This window comes from uncultured Alistipes sp. (assembly GCF_963931675.1).
Classification (GTDB): domain Bacteria; phylum Bacteroidota; class Bacteroidia; order Bacteroidales; family Rikenellaceae; genus Alistipes.
This window is the reverse complement of record NZ_OZ007039.1, coordinates 1930259-1945634: the sequence shown is the minus strand read 5'-3', so window position 1 is coordinate 1945634 and position 15376 is coordinate 1930259. Positions and strand designations below refer to the sequence as shown.

Sequence of the window (15376 nt, the reverse complement as noted above, 5' to 3'; positions counted from 1 at the left end):
CGGGGTATTAGAAGTTAAGGTCGATGCCGAACGTAAAGGTCGACGTGAGCGGGAAGCCGCCGCGCTGGTAGCCGTCGATCAGCGGGCTGGAGTAGTTGCCCGAAGTCATGCGCGACTCGGGGTTGATGCCCTTGTAGTCCTTGCTCCAGAGATAGAAGAGGTTGGTACCCGTCACATAGAAGCGCAGGCCCCGCAGCCCGAGTTTTCCGGCCGCCTTTTTGGGAAGGGTGTAACCGACCGTCAGATCGCGCAGACAGAGATACGACGCATCCTGCAGTCCGAGATCCGTCAACATGATGTCGTAACCGTTCTTGGCATAGGGGGTCTTACCGTCACCCGGATGCGTCGGGCTCACCCAACGGTCCTCCATGTAGGCGCGGTTGTACTTGTGCGATTCGGTATAGAAGACATCGCCGTTGAAGACCGTAACGCCCTGTACACCCTGCAGGAGGAACGAGACGTCGAAGTTTCCGATACGGAAGTTGTTGGTCATACCCCACGTGAAGTCGGGATAGGGATCGCCCAGCACGACACGGTCATTGTCGTTGAGTTCGCCGTTTCCGTCGGCATCCAGCAAGCGCAGACCGCCCGGCACGTCACCGGCAAAGTGCGGATTGGCTTCGATCTCCTCCTGTGTGTTCCATACGCCGATGCTCTTGAAGCCGTAGTATTGGATCAGGGGTTCGCCGACGCGTGCGATGTAGCTTTCGGAGCGTTCTCCCTGGGTAATGACCTGCGATTCGCCGCCGATCTCAAGGAGTTTGTTCCGCGTAAGCGAGAAGTTCACGGTCGTCGACCACTCGAAGTTCTTGCGATTGAACTGGTGCGTATCGAGTTGGATCTCGACACCGGCATTGCGGACCTTGCCGATGTTGTTCCAGTAGTATTGGAAACCGGTGAACGACTGCGTGGGCTGTTCGAACAGCAGGGCGCGGGTCACCGAGTAGTATCCGTCGAAGGTCAGGGCGATGCGGTTGTCGAGGAATCCGGCATCGAGACCGAAGTTCCATTCGTCGGTCTGCTCCCAGGTAATGTTCGAGTTGGCGAGCGTCGAGGAGGTGTTGGCGGCGCCGGGGATCAGCGTTCCGTTGCCCGATCCGGTGGGATAGTTGGCCGGGTTGAGCACTTCGAGGGCTGCGACATAGTCGATGCTGTTGTTACCCGTCACACCGTACGAAGCGCGGAGTTTAAGGTTCGAGAAGACGCGCTGCTCCTTCATGAACTGCTCCTCGGAGATACGCCATCCGACCGAAACCGAGGGGAACCAGGCGTTGCGGTTGCCCGAGGAGAAGAGCGACGAGCGGTCCAGACGCAGCGAAGCCGACAACAGGTAACGACCGTCGTAGCTGTAGGAGACACGTCCCAGATAGGACTCCAGCACCTCGTTCGGGTAGCGGAACGTACCGGTTCCGGAGCCGTTTCCGTTGTTTTCGGAGGCCAGTTCGAAGATCGTGGCGGCGTTGAGCGTGTGGATATTGTCGGTGGGGAATCCCGTACCGGTCAGGGCGACGTTCTGCACGCGGGTCGACTCGGCCGTGTAACCGGCCAGGATGTCGAGGTCGTGACGTCCGAACGTGCGGTTGTAGTTCAGCGTGTTCTCGGAGAGCAGGTCGACGTAGAGCATACTGGTGAAGGTGGCTTCACTGGCCGTACCGTCCTTTGTGGCGTTCTTGTTGGCATAGCTGTACGAGGGGCGGTAACGCACGTTCACACCATTCGAGGTTTTGAACGTCAGACCCTTGCAAATATCGACCGTCAGATAGACGTTGGCCAGGCCCTGGAAGTTTTCGCTCCAGCGCGTGGTGTTGGCCATCACGCTGCGGGGGTTGTTGTTGGCCGAGTTGAAGGGCGACACACCCGTGGTATTGAAGGTCGGATTTCCATACTCGTCGGGGTCTCCGATCGGGCCGAAGAGGTTGTTGAAGTGGCTGCCGCGGGCGAATCCCGTATAGCCGGTCAGGGCGGTGGTCCAGTCGTTGTGATAGACCGGGAGGAACGAGGGCGTGCGGTAGAAGTCGATGAAGTTGTTGCGCGGGCGCGAGGACTTCTGGTAGTTGGCCGAGACGTTCACGCCGAAGGAGACGCTTTTCGAGAGATTGGCATCGACCTTGGTGCGGAAGGTGACCTTCTGGACCTCGTTCTGGAGCATGATACCCTGATCACGGGTCCAGGCCGCCGACGAATAGTAACGGATGTCGCGCTTGCCGCCCTGAACGGAGAACTGGGCGTTGGTCACGCTGGCCACGTCGCGCAGACCTTCGCGCTGCCAGTCCGTCGAGCCGATGTTCTGTTCGATCCAGGCCGCGAGTTTGTCCTGGGTCTTCACGGCCGGGCCACCCCAGGCGGCCTCTTTCTCCTGCCACTGGAGGTACTCCGTAGCGGTAAGCAGGTCGTGGAGCTGATAGGCCCACTTGACACCCTGATAGAGTTTGACCGAGTAGCGGGGTTTTTCCGACGAACCGCTCTTGGTCGTGATCATGATGACGCCGTTTGCGGCGCGCGAACCGTAAATGGCGGCCGAAGCGGCATCCTTCAGGACTTCAATGGACTGAATATCCGAGGGGTTGAGCGTCGACAAACCGTCGGGAACGGGATAGCCGTCGATGATGACGAGCGGCGAGCTGTCGGCCGAGATCGAGCCCGTACCGCGCACGCGGATCGAGGGCGTGACACCCACTTCGGAGGTCGTGTTGTTGATCGTCAGACCCGGGATCTGGCCCTGGAGTGCGGTTGTGACGTCGGAGACAGGGCGGTCGGCGAGCACGTCGCCGTCGATCTTGGCGATCGAGCCGGTAAGGTGCGACTTTTTCTGCACGCCGTAACCGACAACGACGACTTCATCGAGCGCGGCGGCTTCGGGTTCCATCTTGACATTGATCTCCGTCTGCTTGCCGACTTTGATCTCGACTTTTTTATAGCCGACATAGGAGAACTCGATCACGGCATCCTCGCCCGGAACGGCCAACGAATAGGAGCCGTCGATACCGGTCGCGGTTCCGGTTGCGGGGGGGGGATTTTTGACCACTACGGAGACTCCAATCAGCGGTCCCTGCTCATCGGAGACCACACCACGGATCGTGATCTTTTGTGCATAGGCGGTCACCGTGCCGAGCAACAACGCCGCGAGCAACAGCAGTGACCTTGACAGGTAATTTTTAGCCATCATGCAGTTTTAAGTTACAGGTTAGTTATTGATTATATGGCTATTGCATGCGTCCAAAACCGGCGATTTGGTAGACCAAACTGGTAATCCAAACTGGTAGACCAATTTTGAACCGTGCACAAAGATATAGAAAAAAAGAGAATACGCGCAAGTTTCCGCAAGATTTTTTTGCCTTTCGAAGTCATTTTTTCCGCTTTTCATCCCGCGAGCCGGAACAAGCATACATATCCGCGGAAAGAAGGTAAGGATCAGGCCGCTGAAAAAGTCGGGAAAAGAGTCCGGATTTCCTCGGAACGATTCCCGACACATTCCGACGGAGGTCGAACAGTGTCCGGAAAGACTCCGACAACCTCGGAATACGAAATTTCCGGTCCGGCAACCGTCCAAAATTAACACTTTTACACGAAACCGACAATTCGAAGTATGATTTTCGAGAATTTATACCTTAATAATAATAAATAGGTACAAAAAGTTGCCTTTTTACAAAAAATTCGTAATTTTGTAGGAAACCGAAGGATAAACCAACCGCTGCTTATGCCTAAACGAGAACTTTTGCTCGGAGACGAGGCCCTCGCGCTGGGAGCACTCCACGCAGGGCTGTCGGGCGTCTTCGCCTACCCGGGCACCCCGTCCACCGAAATCACCGAATACATCCAGGGCCACCCGCTGGCTGCCGAACGCGGCGTGCACCGCACCTGGTCGGCCAATGAAAAGACCGCCATGGAGGAGGCTCTTGGCATGTCGTTCGTCGGCAAACGTGCCATGGTCTGCATGAAACACGTCGGGCTGAATGTCGCCGCCGACGCCTTCGTCAACTCCGCAATGACCGGCGCCCACGGAGGCCTGGTCGTCGTGGCCGACGATCCCTCGATGCACTCCTCACAAAACGAACAGGACTCACGCTTCTACGGGCAGTTCGCCCTGATTCCGATCCTCGAACCCGCCTCCCAACAGGAGGCCTACGACATGGCCCGGGCAGCTTTCGACCTCTCCGAACGCTTCCAGATTCCCGTGCTGATGCGCCTGACGACCCGCATGGCCCACTCCCGGGCCGTGGTCGAGGTTGCAGAGCCGCGAGACACGAATCCACTGAGCTATCCGGAACAGCCCCGCCAGTGGGTCCTCATGCCCGGGAACTCCCGCCTGCGCTACAAGGCGCTGATCGACGACTGCGCCCGGCTGGAAAACGAAGCCGTCCGAAGCCCCTTCAACCGCTACACCGAAGGTCCGGACCGCCACCTCGGCATCATCGCCTGCGGAATTGCCCGCAACTACCTGATGGAGAACTATCCGGAGGGATGCCCCCATCCGGTGCTGGAGATCGCGCAGTACCCGTTGCCGCAGGAACTCGTGCGGCGGCTGGCGGCGGAGTGCCAGGAGCTGCTGATCATCGAGGAGGGGCAGCCGCTCGTCGAACAGGCCGTGCGGGGCGTGCTGCCCGCACCGCTGAAGATCCGCGGGCGTCTGACCGGCGAACTCCCCCGCACCGGAGAGCTCACCCCCGACAGCGTGCGCGCCGCACTGGGACTCGCCCCGCACCGCGCCCATGCCGCCAGTGAGATCGTCGTGCCGCGTCCGCCCGCCCTCTGCCAGGGATGCGGACACCGCGACATGTACACCGCGCTGACCGAAGTCGTGCGCGAATTCCCCGACGGGAAGGTCTTCAGCGACATCGGCTGCTACACCTTAGGGTGGCTGGCGCCGTTCCACGCCATCGACACCTGCGTCGACATGGGCGCCTCGATCACCATGGCCATCGGCGCCGCACACGCGGGGCAGCACCCCACCATAGCCGTCATCGGCGACTCGACCTTCACCCATTCGGGCATGACGGGCCTGCTGGATGCCGTCAACGAAGGGGCCGACATCACGGTGGTGATCTCCGACAACCTCACCACGGGCATGACCGGCGGTCAGGATTCCGCCGGTACGGGACGCCTGGAGCAGATCTGCGCCGGGATCGGCGTCGACCCGGCCCACATCCGCGTGGTGGTTCCGCTGCCGAAGAACCGCGAGGAGATGAAGCAAATCCTCCGCGAAGAGATCGCCTACAAGGGCGTTTCGGTGATCATCCCGCGCCGCGAGTGCATCCAGACCGCCAAACGCCACGCCGCCGCCAAAAACAAGTAAATCCGCAAACGCCATGAAAAAAGACATCATACTCTCGGGCGTGGGAGGACAGGGGATCCTCTCCATCGCCACCGTGATCGGACACGCCGCCCTGGCCGAGGGGCTGCAGCTCAAGCAGGCCGAGGTCCACGGCATGAGCCAGCGCGGCGGTGACGTGCAGTCACACCTGAGGATCTCCTCCCGGGAGATCCGTTCGGACCTCATTCCGCGCGGCGGTGCCGATCTGATCGTTTCGCTCGAGCCCATGGAGGCGCTGCGTTATCTGCCGTGGCTCGCGGCCGAGGGGTGGGTGGTGACCGGCACGACGCCGGTAGTCAACATCCCGAACTACCCCGACGAAGCGGACCTGAAACGGGAGCTGCAGGGCCTGCCGCATGTCATCCTGCTCGACGCCGAAGCGCTGGCCCGCGAAGCGGGATCGCCGCGTTCGGCCAACATGGCCCTGCTGGGCGCCACGGCCCCGCTCCTGGGCATCGAGGCCGGACAACTCGAAGCCGGCATCCGCGCCATCTTCGCCCGCAAGGGCGAGGCCGTCGTCGGGGCAAACCTCGCAGCTTTCCGCGCAGGCTATGAAACCGCTCAAAAACAGACCGGACGATGAACGCACCTTTCGACCGCCGCTTCCTGCAGGAGGCGCTCAAACAGCTGGACATCGCGGATATCGCCCGGGCGACGATCCGCCAGTCGGGCGACATCGCCCGCATCATGGAACGCACGACAGGCGAAGAGTTCCTGCACCTGGAGATGGGCGTTCCGGGGCTGCCGCCCGAACGGGTGGGCGTCGAGGCCGAACGCCGGGCGCTGGCCGACGGAGTCGCCTCGCAGTACCCCAACATGTACGGCATTCCGGAGTTGAAAGAGCAGGCCGCACACTTCATCCGTGCCTACCTCAACGTGAAGATCGACCCCCGGGGCTGTATCCCGACGGTCGGCTCGATGCAGGGGAGTTTCACGACCTTCCTGCTCTGCTCGCAGCTCGATCCCGCCAGGCGGAAGATCCTCTTCATCGACCCCGGCTTCCCCGTACAGCGGAGCCAGGTGCGCATCCTCGGCATCCCGAACGACTCGTTCGACATCTACGACTTCCGCGGTGAAAGGTTGGGTCCGAAACTCGAAAGCTATCTCGCCCGGGGCGACGTGGCGGCCATCGTCTATTCGAATCCGAACAACCCGTCGTGGGTCTGCCTCACCGAAGAGGAGCTGCGCACGATCGGCGAACTGGCCACGCGCTACGACGCCATCGTCATCGAGGACCTGGCCTACCTCTGCATGGACTTCCGCAAGCCGCTCGGCCGCCCCTTCGAGGCGCCGTACCAGGCCACCGTGGCCCGCTATACGAAGAACTGGATCCTGCTGATCTCCGGTTCGAAGATCTTCAGCTATGCCGGGCAGCGGATTGCCGTGGCGGCCTTCTCCGACACACTGTTCCGGCGCGAATACCCGGCGCTGCGCGAACGCTACGGCATCGGGCGCCTGGGCGACGCCTATGTTCTGACGTTCCTCTACGCCTCCTCCTCGGGGACGAGCCACTCGGCCCAGCACGCCCTGGCGGCGATGTTCCGGGCCGCGGCCGACGGAGCGTTGGATTTCGTGGGCGAGATCGCGGAGTACGGCCGCCGGGCCCGACTGACGAAGGAGATCTTCCTCCGCCACGGGTTCCGCATCGTCTACGACAAGGACCGCCACGAAAAGATCGGTGACGGATTCTTCTACACAATCGGCTACGGGACGATGACCAGTGCCGAGTTGCTGAGCGAACTGCTGCTGTGCGGCGTCTGCGCCATTTCGCTCTCCTCGACCGGGAGCCGCCAGCACGGCATCCGGGTCTGCGTCTCGCAGATGAACCGCCCCGAACAGTTCGGACTGCTTGACCACCGTCTCGCTCTCTTTGCCGAGAACCACCCGTTGTAAGAAAAACCAGATCTGCCATGCCATACACGACAGCCGCGGAGGCGGTAAAACTCATCCAATCGGGCCAGAGCGTCTACATCCAGGGCAGCACGTCGATTCCCGAGGTGCTGGTCGCCGCGCTGGCCGAGCGGGGCGGGGAGCTGCACGGCGTAAAGCTCTACTCGGCCTTCGCCGTAGGAGCCCACGAGGCACCCTACTGCCGACCCGAATTCCGCGAATCGTTCCTCGTGAACAGCCTCTTCGTGGCCAACAACATCCGCCGCTGGCTCGCCGACGGATACGGGCAGTCGATTCCGGCCTTCCTGGGCGAAATCCCGGGGCTGTTCCGCGACGGCACAATTCCATTGGACGTGGCGCTGATCAACGTCTCGCCCCCGGATGCCGACGGTTACTGTTCGTTCGGCGTCTCGGCCGACCTGGCGGTTTCGGCCGTGGAGTGCGCCCGGACCGTCATCGCTCAGGTCAACCGTGCCATGCCCTTCTCCTACGGCGATGCCGTCATCCATTCGTCGCGGTTTGCGGCGGCCGTGGAGGTCGATTCGCCGCTGGTGGAGGTCCCGACGGCCGTGCCGACCGAAACCGAGCTGCGTATCGGACAGGCCATCGCCGAGCTGATTCCCGACGGCGCCACGCTGCAGATCGGTGTCGGCGGCATCCCGAACGCCGTACTGGGGGCGCTGAAAGGCCATAAACATCTCGGGCTGCACACCGAAGCGATGACCGACGGTGTGCTTCCGCTGCTGGAGAGCGGCGTGATCGACAACTCGCAGAAGGTTGTCATGCCCGGCATTTCGGTGGCCTCGCTGGCCCTCGGGTCGCGCCGCCTGTACGACTACATGGACTACCGCAAGGACCTTGTGATGAAAGATGTGGCGTGGACCAACGACCCGTTCCGCATCCGCCGGAACCCGAAGGTCATGGCCGTCAACTCGGCCGTGGAGGTCGATCTCACGGGACAGGTGTGCGCCGATTCGGTCGGCGAGCGCATCATCTCGGGCGTCGGCGGCCAGCACGACTTCATGTACGGAGGCGCGCTCTCCGAGGGTGGCAAGACCTTCATCGCCATGCCGTCGATGACCCCGAAGGGTGAGTCGAAAATCAAGGCGCTGCTGACCCCCGGAGCCGGGGTGGTGACGACACGCCACATGATCCAGCACGTCGTCACGGAGTACGGCGTGGCACACCTCCGGGGCAAGAACCTCGCCGAACGGGCCCGGGCGCTGATCTCGATCGCCCACCCGTCGGTCCGCGAAGAGCTGGAACGCGCCGCCGCCGAACGCTACGGTTACTCGTTCCTGCGCATGAAGGGATGATCCGGGAAGAGGGGGGGGGCGGCAGGCGACCCAAAAACCGCTTCAGGGCCTCTTCGGCGTCCGCAACCAGCCCCAACCGCCATTCACATCCACGAAAAGCCCGGTCTCCACAACGGGAATCGGGCTTTTTGCGTATCTTTGCCCCACCAAACCCGACCTGTTTCCAATCATGCTCCGCAAATACCTCTTCTTCGACCTCGACGGCACGCTGACCGACCCCATGGAGGGGATCACCCGCTCGGTGGAGTACGCCCTGCGCCACTTCGGCATCGAGGTGGCGGACCGCCGCGAACTCTGCCCCTTCATCGGGCCGCCGCTGGCCGACTCGTTCCGCGAACGCTACGGCATGAACGAGGCCGAGACCGCCGCGGCCATCGCCAAGATGCGCGAATACTTCGCCCCGAAGGGGATCTTCGAAAATGAACTCTACCCGGGGATTCCGGAGCTGCTGGCCGACACGGCAGCGGCCGGATGCGTCAACGTCATGGCGACGTCGAAACCCGAACCCTTCGCCCGGCGGATCGCCGAACATTTCGACATCGCCCGCCACTTCCGCCTCATCGCCGGAAGCGACCTCGACGGTTCGCGCACCTCGAAGGCCGAGGTGATCCGCCACGCCCTCGCGCAGTTGCGAATCGCCCCGGAGGAGGCCGTCATGATCGGCGACCGCCGCTACGACATCGAGGGTGCCGCCGCCGCAGGCCTCGACTCCGTAGCCGTAGGCTGGGGATACGCCGCACCCGGGGAACTGGAGGCCGCACGCCCCGGCCATTTCGCCGCGGATGTCGGGGCCCTGCGGCGGCTGTTGCTCTGAATCCGTCCGGCACCGCACTTTTCAGCCCGAAAACGGCGGCAATCCGGAAAATTTGACCTACTTTTGCAACAGTTTCAACCGCCCAACAGATGGAATGGCTTAAAGACCTGATTCTCGAACCCTCGGCCCTGCAGGCCGTCGTGGTGATTTCGCTGATCTCCTCGGTCGGGATCGGGCTGGGCAAGATCCGCTTCTTCGGCATCTCGCTCGGCACGGCCTTCATCTTCTTCACCGGCATCCTCGCCGGACACCTCGGGCTGCGGCTCGACCCCGCAATGCTGACCTATGCCGAGAGCTTCGGACTCATCATCTTCGTCTATGCCTTAGGATTGCAGGTCGGTCCCGGATTCTTCAGCTCGATGCGCGCCGACGGACTGCGCCTGCTCTCCCCGGCCATCGGGCTCATCATCCTCGGCACGCTCCTCGCCGCCGTCATGAGCTATACGTTCGACATCGCCATGCCCGACATGTCGGGCATCCTGTGCGGCGCCACGACCAACACCCCGGCCCTGGGAGCCGCCCAGCAGGTCCTCAAGCAGCTGGGCATGGACGACAGCGGCGCAGCGCTGAGTTGCGCCGTGACCTATCCCCTGGGCGTCGTCGGCGTAATCCTGGCCATCGCCCTGCTGCGCAAGCTCTTCGTCCGCCCCTCGGACCTTCCCGGGCCCGATGCCGAGCACCGCAAGAACGTCTTCATCGCCAGCTACCACATCACCAACCCCGCGCTCTTCGGCCGAAGCGTCCACGACATCGCCGTCCAGAGCCACCACCACTTCGTGATCTCACGCCTCTGGCGGAACGGGCAGGTCTCGATCCCCACCTCGGACAAAACCCTGCAGCAGGACGATGTGATCCTGGTCATCACCACCCCCGGAGAGGCCGAAGCCCTGCGGATGATCTTCGGAGAACAGGAGCAAAAGGACTGGAACAAGGAGAATATCGACTGGAATGCCGTCGACAGCCAGCTCATCTCGCAACGCATCCTCGTCACGCGGCCCGAAATCAACGGCAAGAAACTCGCGCAACTGCGCCTGCGCAACAACTACGGCATCAACATCAGCCGCGTCTACCGTTCGGGCGTGCAGCTGCTGGCCACGCCCGACCTGCGGCTGCAGTTGGGCGACCGCCTCACGGTCGTGGGCGAAGCCCAAGCAATCCGCAACGTGGAGAAGATCCTCGGCAACGCCGTGAAGAGCCTCAACGAACCCAACCTCATCGCGGTCTTCATCGGATTGATCCTCGGGCTCACGCTCGGAAGCATCCCGGTGTCGGTCCCCGGCATCTCGATACCCGTCAAACTCGGGCTCGCCGGAGGTCCGATCATCGTCGGGATTCTGATCGGCACCTTCGGGCCCCGGCTGCACATGATCACCTACACCACCCAGAGCGCCAACCTCATGCTGCGCGCACTGGGGCTCTCGATGTACCTCGCCTGCCTGGGGCTCGACGCCGGGCAACACTTCTTCGAGACGGTCATGCGGCCCGAAGGGCTCCTCTGGCTCGGGGCCGGATTCGTCCTGACCTTCGTTCCGGTGGTGCTGGTCGGGCTCTTCGCCCTGCGGGTGCTGAAGGTCGACTTCGGCTCCGTCTCGGGGCTGCTCTGCGGCAGCATGGCCAACCCCATGGCCCTCAACTACGCCAACGACACCATCGAGGGCGACAACCCCTCGGTCTCCTACGCCACGGTCTATCCCGTCTGCATGTTCCTGCGCGTGATCATCATCCAGGTGCTGCTGATGCTTACGTTGTAAGCCTTGGAGTCAAAAAACGGCTCCGAAAACGCCTCAACATATTCCCTACGCACGCAATTTCTCCGGACCGGATGTGAAGAACTAATTCAGAATTCGGAAGACCTCACCCTCGAAATTGGGAGTGAAAACGCCTTTCCCGAAATTTTCCCGGATTTCGCGCGGCGTCCAGAAACGCCCGCCGTCGAGCTCGTCGCTCGGACGGATCGCCCCGTCATAGAGCGTGCGGTAGACGTGGACCAGTTCGTATTCGCGCTCCGAACGGAAGGGATAAACCGCCACGGCTTCGGGCTTGAAATCGACGATACCCAGCTCCTCGCGCACCTCGCGCCGCAGGGCCTCCTCGACCGACTCGCCGTAATCGACATGCCCGCCGACGGCCGTATCCCAGCGTCCGGGCTGAATATCCTTCCACAAGGGGCGGCGCTGCAGGTAGAGTTCCCCGCGCGAATTGAAGACATGGAGGTGCACCACCGGGTGCAGCAGCATCGAGCCGCTGTGGCATTCGCCGCGCGTGGCACGTCCGACGACCCGTCCCGAAAGATCGACCACCGGGAAGATCTCCGCTTGATTATCGTTCTGCATGACGAGGGTATTTATGGATATAGATCATGGTGGCGACCATGCCGAGCAATACGAAGAGCGCACCCGGCAGTGCCGTGTATTCATATCCCAGTCCGCGGTCGATCGGGAGTCCTCCGACATAGGCACCCAAAGCGTTTCCGAGATTGAAAGCCACTTGGACAAGGGCTGCCCCGAGCATCTCGCCACCACGGGAGTTTTCGAGAATCAGCAGCTGCTGGGGCGACGATACGCAGAAAAGAGATCCGGTCGTCAGACACATCAGCGCCACGGAGAGCGACGGGATATGCGCCCCGAAAAAGACCCCGCACAAAGCCAATACCGCCACGGCCTGCGTACTGCGCACAACCTTCTCGGGCGAATAACGGTCGGCATAATGGCCGCCGATCAGATTGCCGGCAAACATGCCGAACCCTGCCAGCATGATCAGCAAGGTCAACCGATCGGGCTGAAAGCCGGAGGTATGAATCAGCAACGGACTCACGTAACTGTACCAACAGAAAATACCTCCGTTACCGAGCATCACCGCCGCAAGGACCAACCACGGTCCGGCCTGTTTCAGAAACCGGAACTGTCCCTTGAGCCCCGTATCGGGCAATGGCGGAAGAGCCGGGACCCAAAGCCGGATGAGCAGCGTGGCCACGGCGCCCCATGCGGCAACGATTGCGAAGGTGGCCCGCCAGGTCACGGCTCCGCTGATAAAGGTCCCGAGCGGCACCCCGAAGAGGTTGGCAATGGTCATGCCCACCACCATGATCGAAACGGCTTCGGCACGATGCCCCTCGTCGGCCACCCGTTCGGCCACGATCGATCCCACACCGAAGAAGGCCCCATGAGGAAGTCCCGACACAAAGCGCATAAGCAACAGCGTCCAATAGTTCGGAGCCAGCGCCGCGCATAAATTCCCGAAGATAATCAAGGCCGTCAGCGCCAGCAGGATCCGCTTCAGAGGGCGTTTGCGGGCTACCAGAACCATAAGCGGCGCTCCGAAGCAGACGCCCAGCGCATAGGCCGAAATCAGATGCCCGGCTTCGGGAATCGAGACACCGAGGCTGCGTGCGATATCGGGAAGAATCCCCATCATCACGAATTCCGACATACCAAGCGCCAGCGTACCGAAAGCCAGCGCTATCAGGCTTTTTTTCATGATTTTTGTCTCATTAACCGGCCGCAAAAGTAACGAAAAAAGAGGGAACTCGGTTCCCTCTTCCTTCTTTTTTCACCTCCTCGGAGCCTGCACGTTCAGGCCGTGCCGATCAGAGTTCCGGACCCGACTCCCGCGGCTGCCCGACCTCGAAGCCCAGTGCGTGCATCCACTCCACCGTGGCCGGATCGACCAGATCGTTGCGGTCCGTCCAGCGCCGCTCCTCGATGTAGCGTTTCTTGCGCTCCTCCAGTGCCCGCTGCAACGGGAATCTCGGATGAGCAAGCTCCGATTTTTCACGCCGCTGCGAGGGTCGGATTGTCCGGTCGAAGACATCCGCCTGAGTCGGCCGCCGGGCCCCCTCCCACTTGAAGCCTTTCAGGAAGAGATCCAGATCGGCCGGGATCTTCTCCATCGGGTAGATGTTCCAGACCGGATCCTTGCGGTAGGTGATCGTCACGATCTGCTTCTGCTCGATATAGAACGAAGCATCGCCGCTCTCGATCACCCCTACGCCCGTAATCTGAGGCGGTTCGCCATCCTGCATGTAGTAGATCGTCTGGGCGTTGCCGTTCACGTCGTCGCGGTAGATCTCGTTGTCGCGGAACCACGCCGTCATCTGCTTGCCCGCCACCTGGTTGTAGTGGACCGTATCGAGCTGGGAGACCATCATCGGGCTCCCCACAAACTCCGCATGGGTAATCTGCTGGTTCGCCGTATAGATGTCCATCACATCCGAGGTGATCTGGTTCGCCTGGTTCCACAGCACGGGATCAATGTAGAGATGAATCGTGGAGTCGGTGCTGATCGAGGTCATCGAATCGCAGGCGGCCTGGAAGTCAGAACGGTAGATCCTCACATTACGAAAACCCTTCATCAGCCGGTAGATCGAGTCGGCCGGTACGGCCAGCGAATCAACCGTGTCGGCCGGAATCATCCGTGCCGCGGAATCCACTGCCGCCAGAGAATCGGCCATCAGCAGCATCAGCGAATCCTGCTCCTCGGCACTGCGCAGGATCAACGAATCGAGTTCGCGCAATGCCGCCAGTTCGGCCGGATCGATCGGGCGTTTTTTGCCCTTGCGGGCGGCCCGGAGCTGCCGCGCCCGGAGTTTCGATTCGAGTTTCACCCGACGGGCTGCCAGCCGTTTCTCCTCGCGCTCCTTCTGGGCCAGGAGTTTGGCCGTGGTCTTCTCCTGCCGTTTGGCCGCAATCTCGGCCAGCAGTTTCTTCTTGGCTTCGGCCTTGGCGGCCTTTTCGGCAGCCTTGGCCTTGCGCGCCTGCTCCTTGAGGTAGGCTTTCCGGGCATCCCCGACCAGCGTATCGAGCGGATTGACGGGCATGGCCAGCGAATCGGCCGCCAGCGAATCCCGCAAGCCCCGCAGCGAATCGGGGACCTCGCGTCCGCCCAATGAATCGCGCAGTCCGGAATCCGACAGGCCCTCCCGGCCCGGATCGGACGAACGGGAACCCCGGAGCGAATCCGCACCCGTGTGATGTCCCGGCAGCGGAGACCCCTCGGCCGGAGTCTCGCCCGACCGGGCTTTATTGCTCTCCGCCGCCAGCGAATCGGCCCGCGCCCTCTCGGCAGCCCGGCGCTCCGCCTCGGAGTTGATCGTAAAGAGGTACATCGAGTCGGCCCGCATGAAGAGCGAGTCGCCCTGCGAGAGATCGTAGCTGATGACCGCCGGGCGGCGCGTCAGAAAGGCATTTCCGGGATTCTTCCAGTACTCGCCGTAATCCCCGAACCCGACCGCCTTGTGTTCCGTATCGTCAAGCTGCAGGTTGCGGCGCATGATGACGTGATCCTCCGCACGGTAATAGTCGAGGCTGTCGCTCCAGATCTCCTGCTTCTCGGTCAGGATATAGCCGTTGCGCGTGATGATATAGAGCGAATCGGCCTTCACGTAGGAGCCCCGGTCGGCATAGAGATAGTCGCCGTCGCGGTTCCAAATGTTCGTATGTTCGAAGAAGTAGGCGTTGTCCGTGGCCATGTTGTAAACCACCGAGTCGCCCTTGAGTTCGTACTCGTCGTTGCGCATCTCCACCCGTTCGACCGCCACCAGCTCCTTCGTATCGGCGTAGTAGTAGCCCCGCACCGCTTCGAGCAGGTTCTCCCGGTTGGTCAGCACGCCGCCGTCGGCGAATTCGCCCACGTTGCTCTTCGTGTTGAAGAGGAATTTATAGGTGTAGAGCGTGGCATCGCCGTCGACGACCTTCACAATATCCGAATAGACCCGCGCCTCGTTCACATTCCCGTCGTACTCGGCCCGGTCGCCGTAGATATAGGTCGTGTTCTTGTTGATGAGCACGTTTCCGAAGAACTCGATGCGCATGTCCGAGTAGCGCACCGCCGAATCGCACGTGATGACCGCACCGTTGTGCTGCGCGGCGAAGTTCCCCACCAGAAAGACCACCGAATCTCCCGGAGCCACCGGCCCCATCAGGTCCGATTTCAGATCGATGAGTTTCTTCTCGCCTTCGGGCTCCCCGGGTGCCTGCATCGAACCGCGGGCCACCACCCCGGCGACGGCCAGCAATACGGCAACTATGGACAGGAGCCTGCGCACGG

General features: G+C 61.9%; 10 protein-coding genes. 6 read left to right on the top strand and 4 right to left on the bottom strand.

Annotated elements, in window-relative coordinates:
• Positions 1-7 precede the first annotated feature (7 nt).
• Complete coding sequence (locus ABGT65_RS08335; protein WP_346701267.1) at positions 8-3163, bottom strand: TonB-dependent receptor; 3156 nt, start codon at positions 3161-3163, stop codon at positions 8-10.
• 534 nt (positions 3164-3697) lie between these two features.
• On the opposite strand from ABGT65_RS08335, the gene ABGT65_RS08330 reads away from it, so the two are divergent.
• The 6 genes from ABGT65_RS08330 (at position 3698) to ABGT65_RS08305 (ending at position 11082) form a co-directional block, all read left to right on the top strand.
• Positions 3698-5293: an indolepyruvate ferredoxin oxidoreductase subunit alpha gene (locus tag ABGT65_RS08330; RefSeq protein ID WP_346701265.1), complete on the top strand. Its 1596-nt coding sequence runs from the start codon at positions 3698-3700 to the stop codon at positions 5291-5293.
• 13 nt (positions 5294-5306) lie between these two features.
• Positions 5307-5894, top strand: coding sequence for an indolepyruvate oxidoreductase subunit beta (locus tag ABGT65_RS08325; protein ID WP_346701263.1), 588 nt, complete (start codon positions 5307-5309; stop codon positions 5892-5894).
• Complete coding sequence (locus tag ABGT65_RS08320; protein WP_346701261.1) at positions 5891-7204, top strand: pyridoxal phosphate-dependent aminotransferase; 1314 nt, start codon at positions 5891-5893, stop codon at positions 7202-7204. The genes ABGT65_RS08325 and ABGT65_RS08320 overlap by 4 nt, the downstream gene beginning before the upstream one ends.
• Before the next feature lie 17 nt (positions 7205-7221).
• On the top strand, positions 7222-8517 hold the full coding sequence (locus ABGT65_RS08315) for an acetyl-CoA hydrolase/transferase C-terminal domain-containing protein (RefSeq protein WP_346701260.1): 1296 nt from the start codon (positions 7222-7224) through the stop codon (positions 8515-8517).
• Positions 8518-8686: 169 nt separating this feature from the next.
• Complete coding sequence (locus ABGT65_RS08310) at positions 8687-9331, top strand: HAD hydrolase-like protein (protein ID WP_346701259.1); 645 nt, start codon at positions 8687-8689, stop codon at positions 9329-9331.
• Positions 9332-9420: 89 nt separating this feature from the next.
• Positions 9421-11082, top strand: a complete 1662-nt coding sequence (locus ABGT65_RS08305; protein WP_346701257.1) for a putative transporter — start codon at positions 9421-9423, stop codon at positions 11080-11082.
• Between the two features lie 81 nt (positions 11083-11163).
• Here ABGT65_RS08305 and ABGT65_RS08300 read toward each other — a convergent pair whose 3' ends face one another.
• The 3 genes from ABGT65_RS08300 to ABGT65_RS08290 form a co-directional block, all read right to left on the bottom strand.
• On the bottom strand, positions 11164-11664 hold the full coding sequence (locus ABGT65_RS08300; protein WP_346701256.1) for an NUDIX domain-containing protein: 501 nt from the start codon (positions 11662-11664) through the stop codon (positions 11164-11166).
• Positions 11651-12808, bottom strand: a complete 1158-nt coding sequence (araJ, locus tag ABGT65_RS08295; protein WP_346701255.1) for an MFS transporter AraJ — start codon at positions 12806-12808, stop codon at positions 11651-11653. The genes ABGT65_RS08300 and araJ overlap by 14 nt, the downstream gene beginning before the upstream one ends.
• Before the next feature lie 109 nt (positions 12809-12917).
• Entirely contained in the window at positions 12918-15374 is a 2457-nt protein-coding gene (locus ABGT65_RS08290; protein WP_346701253.1) for an OstA-like protein, read from the bottom strand.
• Positions 15375-15376: the final 2 nt, after the last annotated feature.

What these genes read in the sequence shown, in the direction of transcription:
- ABGT65_RS08335 (WP_346701267.1), bottom strand. Translation starts at nt 3,163, where the DNA reads ATGGCTAAAAATTACCTGTCAAGGTCACTGCTGTTGCTCGCGGCGTTG.
- ABGT65_RS08330 (WP_346701265.1), top strand. Translation starts at nt 3,698, where the DNA reads ATGCCTAAACGAGAACTTTTGCTCGGAGACGAGGCCCTCGCGCTGGGA.
- ABGT65_RS08325 (WP_346701263.1), top strand. Translation starts at nt 5,307, where the DNA reads ATGAAAAAAGACATCATACTCTCGGGCGTGGGAGGACAGGGGATCCTC.
- ABGT65_RS08320 (WP_346701261.1), top strand. Translation starts at nt 5,891, where the DNA reads ATGAACGCACCTTTCGACCGCCGCTTCCTGCAGGAGGCGCTCAAACAG.
- ABGT65_RS08315 (WP_346701260.1), top strand. Translation starts at nt 7,222, where the DNA reads ATGCCATACACGACAGCCGCGGAGGCGGTAAAACTCATCCAATCGGGC.
- ABGT65_RS08310 (WP_346701259.1), top strand. Translation starts at nt 8,687, where the DNA reads ATGCTCCGCAAATACCTCTTCTTCGACCTCGACGGCACGCTGACCGAC.
- ABGT65_RS08305 (WP_346701257.1), top strand. Translation starts at nt 9,421, where the DNA reads ATGGAATGGCTTAAAGACCTGATTCTCGAACCCTCGGCCCTGCAGGCC.
- ABGT65_RS08300 (WP_346701256.1), bottom strand. Translation starts at nt 11,664, where the DNA reads ATGCAGAACGATAATCAAGCGGAGATCTTCCCGGTGGTCGATCTTTCG.
- araJ (WP_346701255.1), bottom strand. Translation starts at nt 12,808, where the DNA reads ATGAAAAAAAGCCTGATAGCGCTGGCTTTCGGTACGCTGGCGCTTGGT.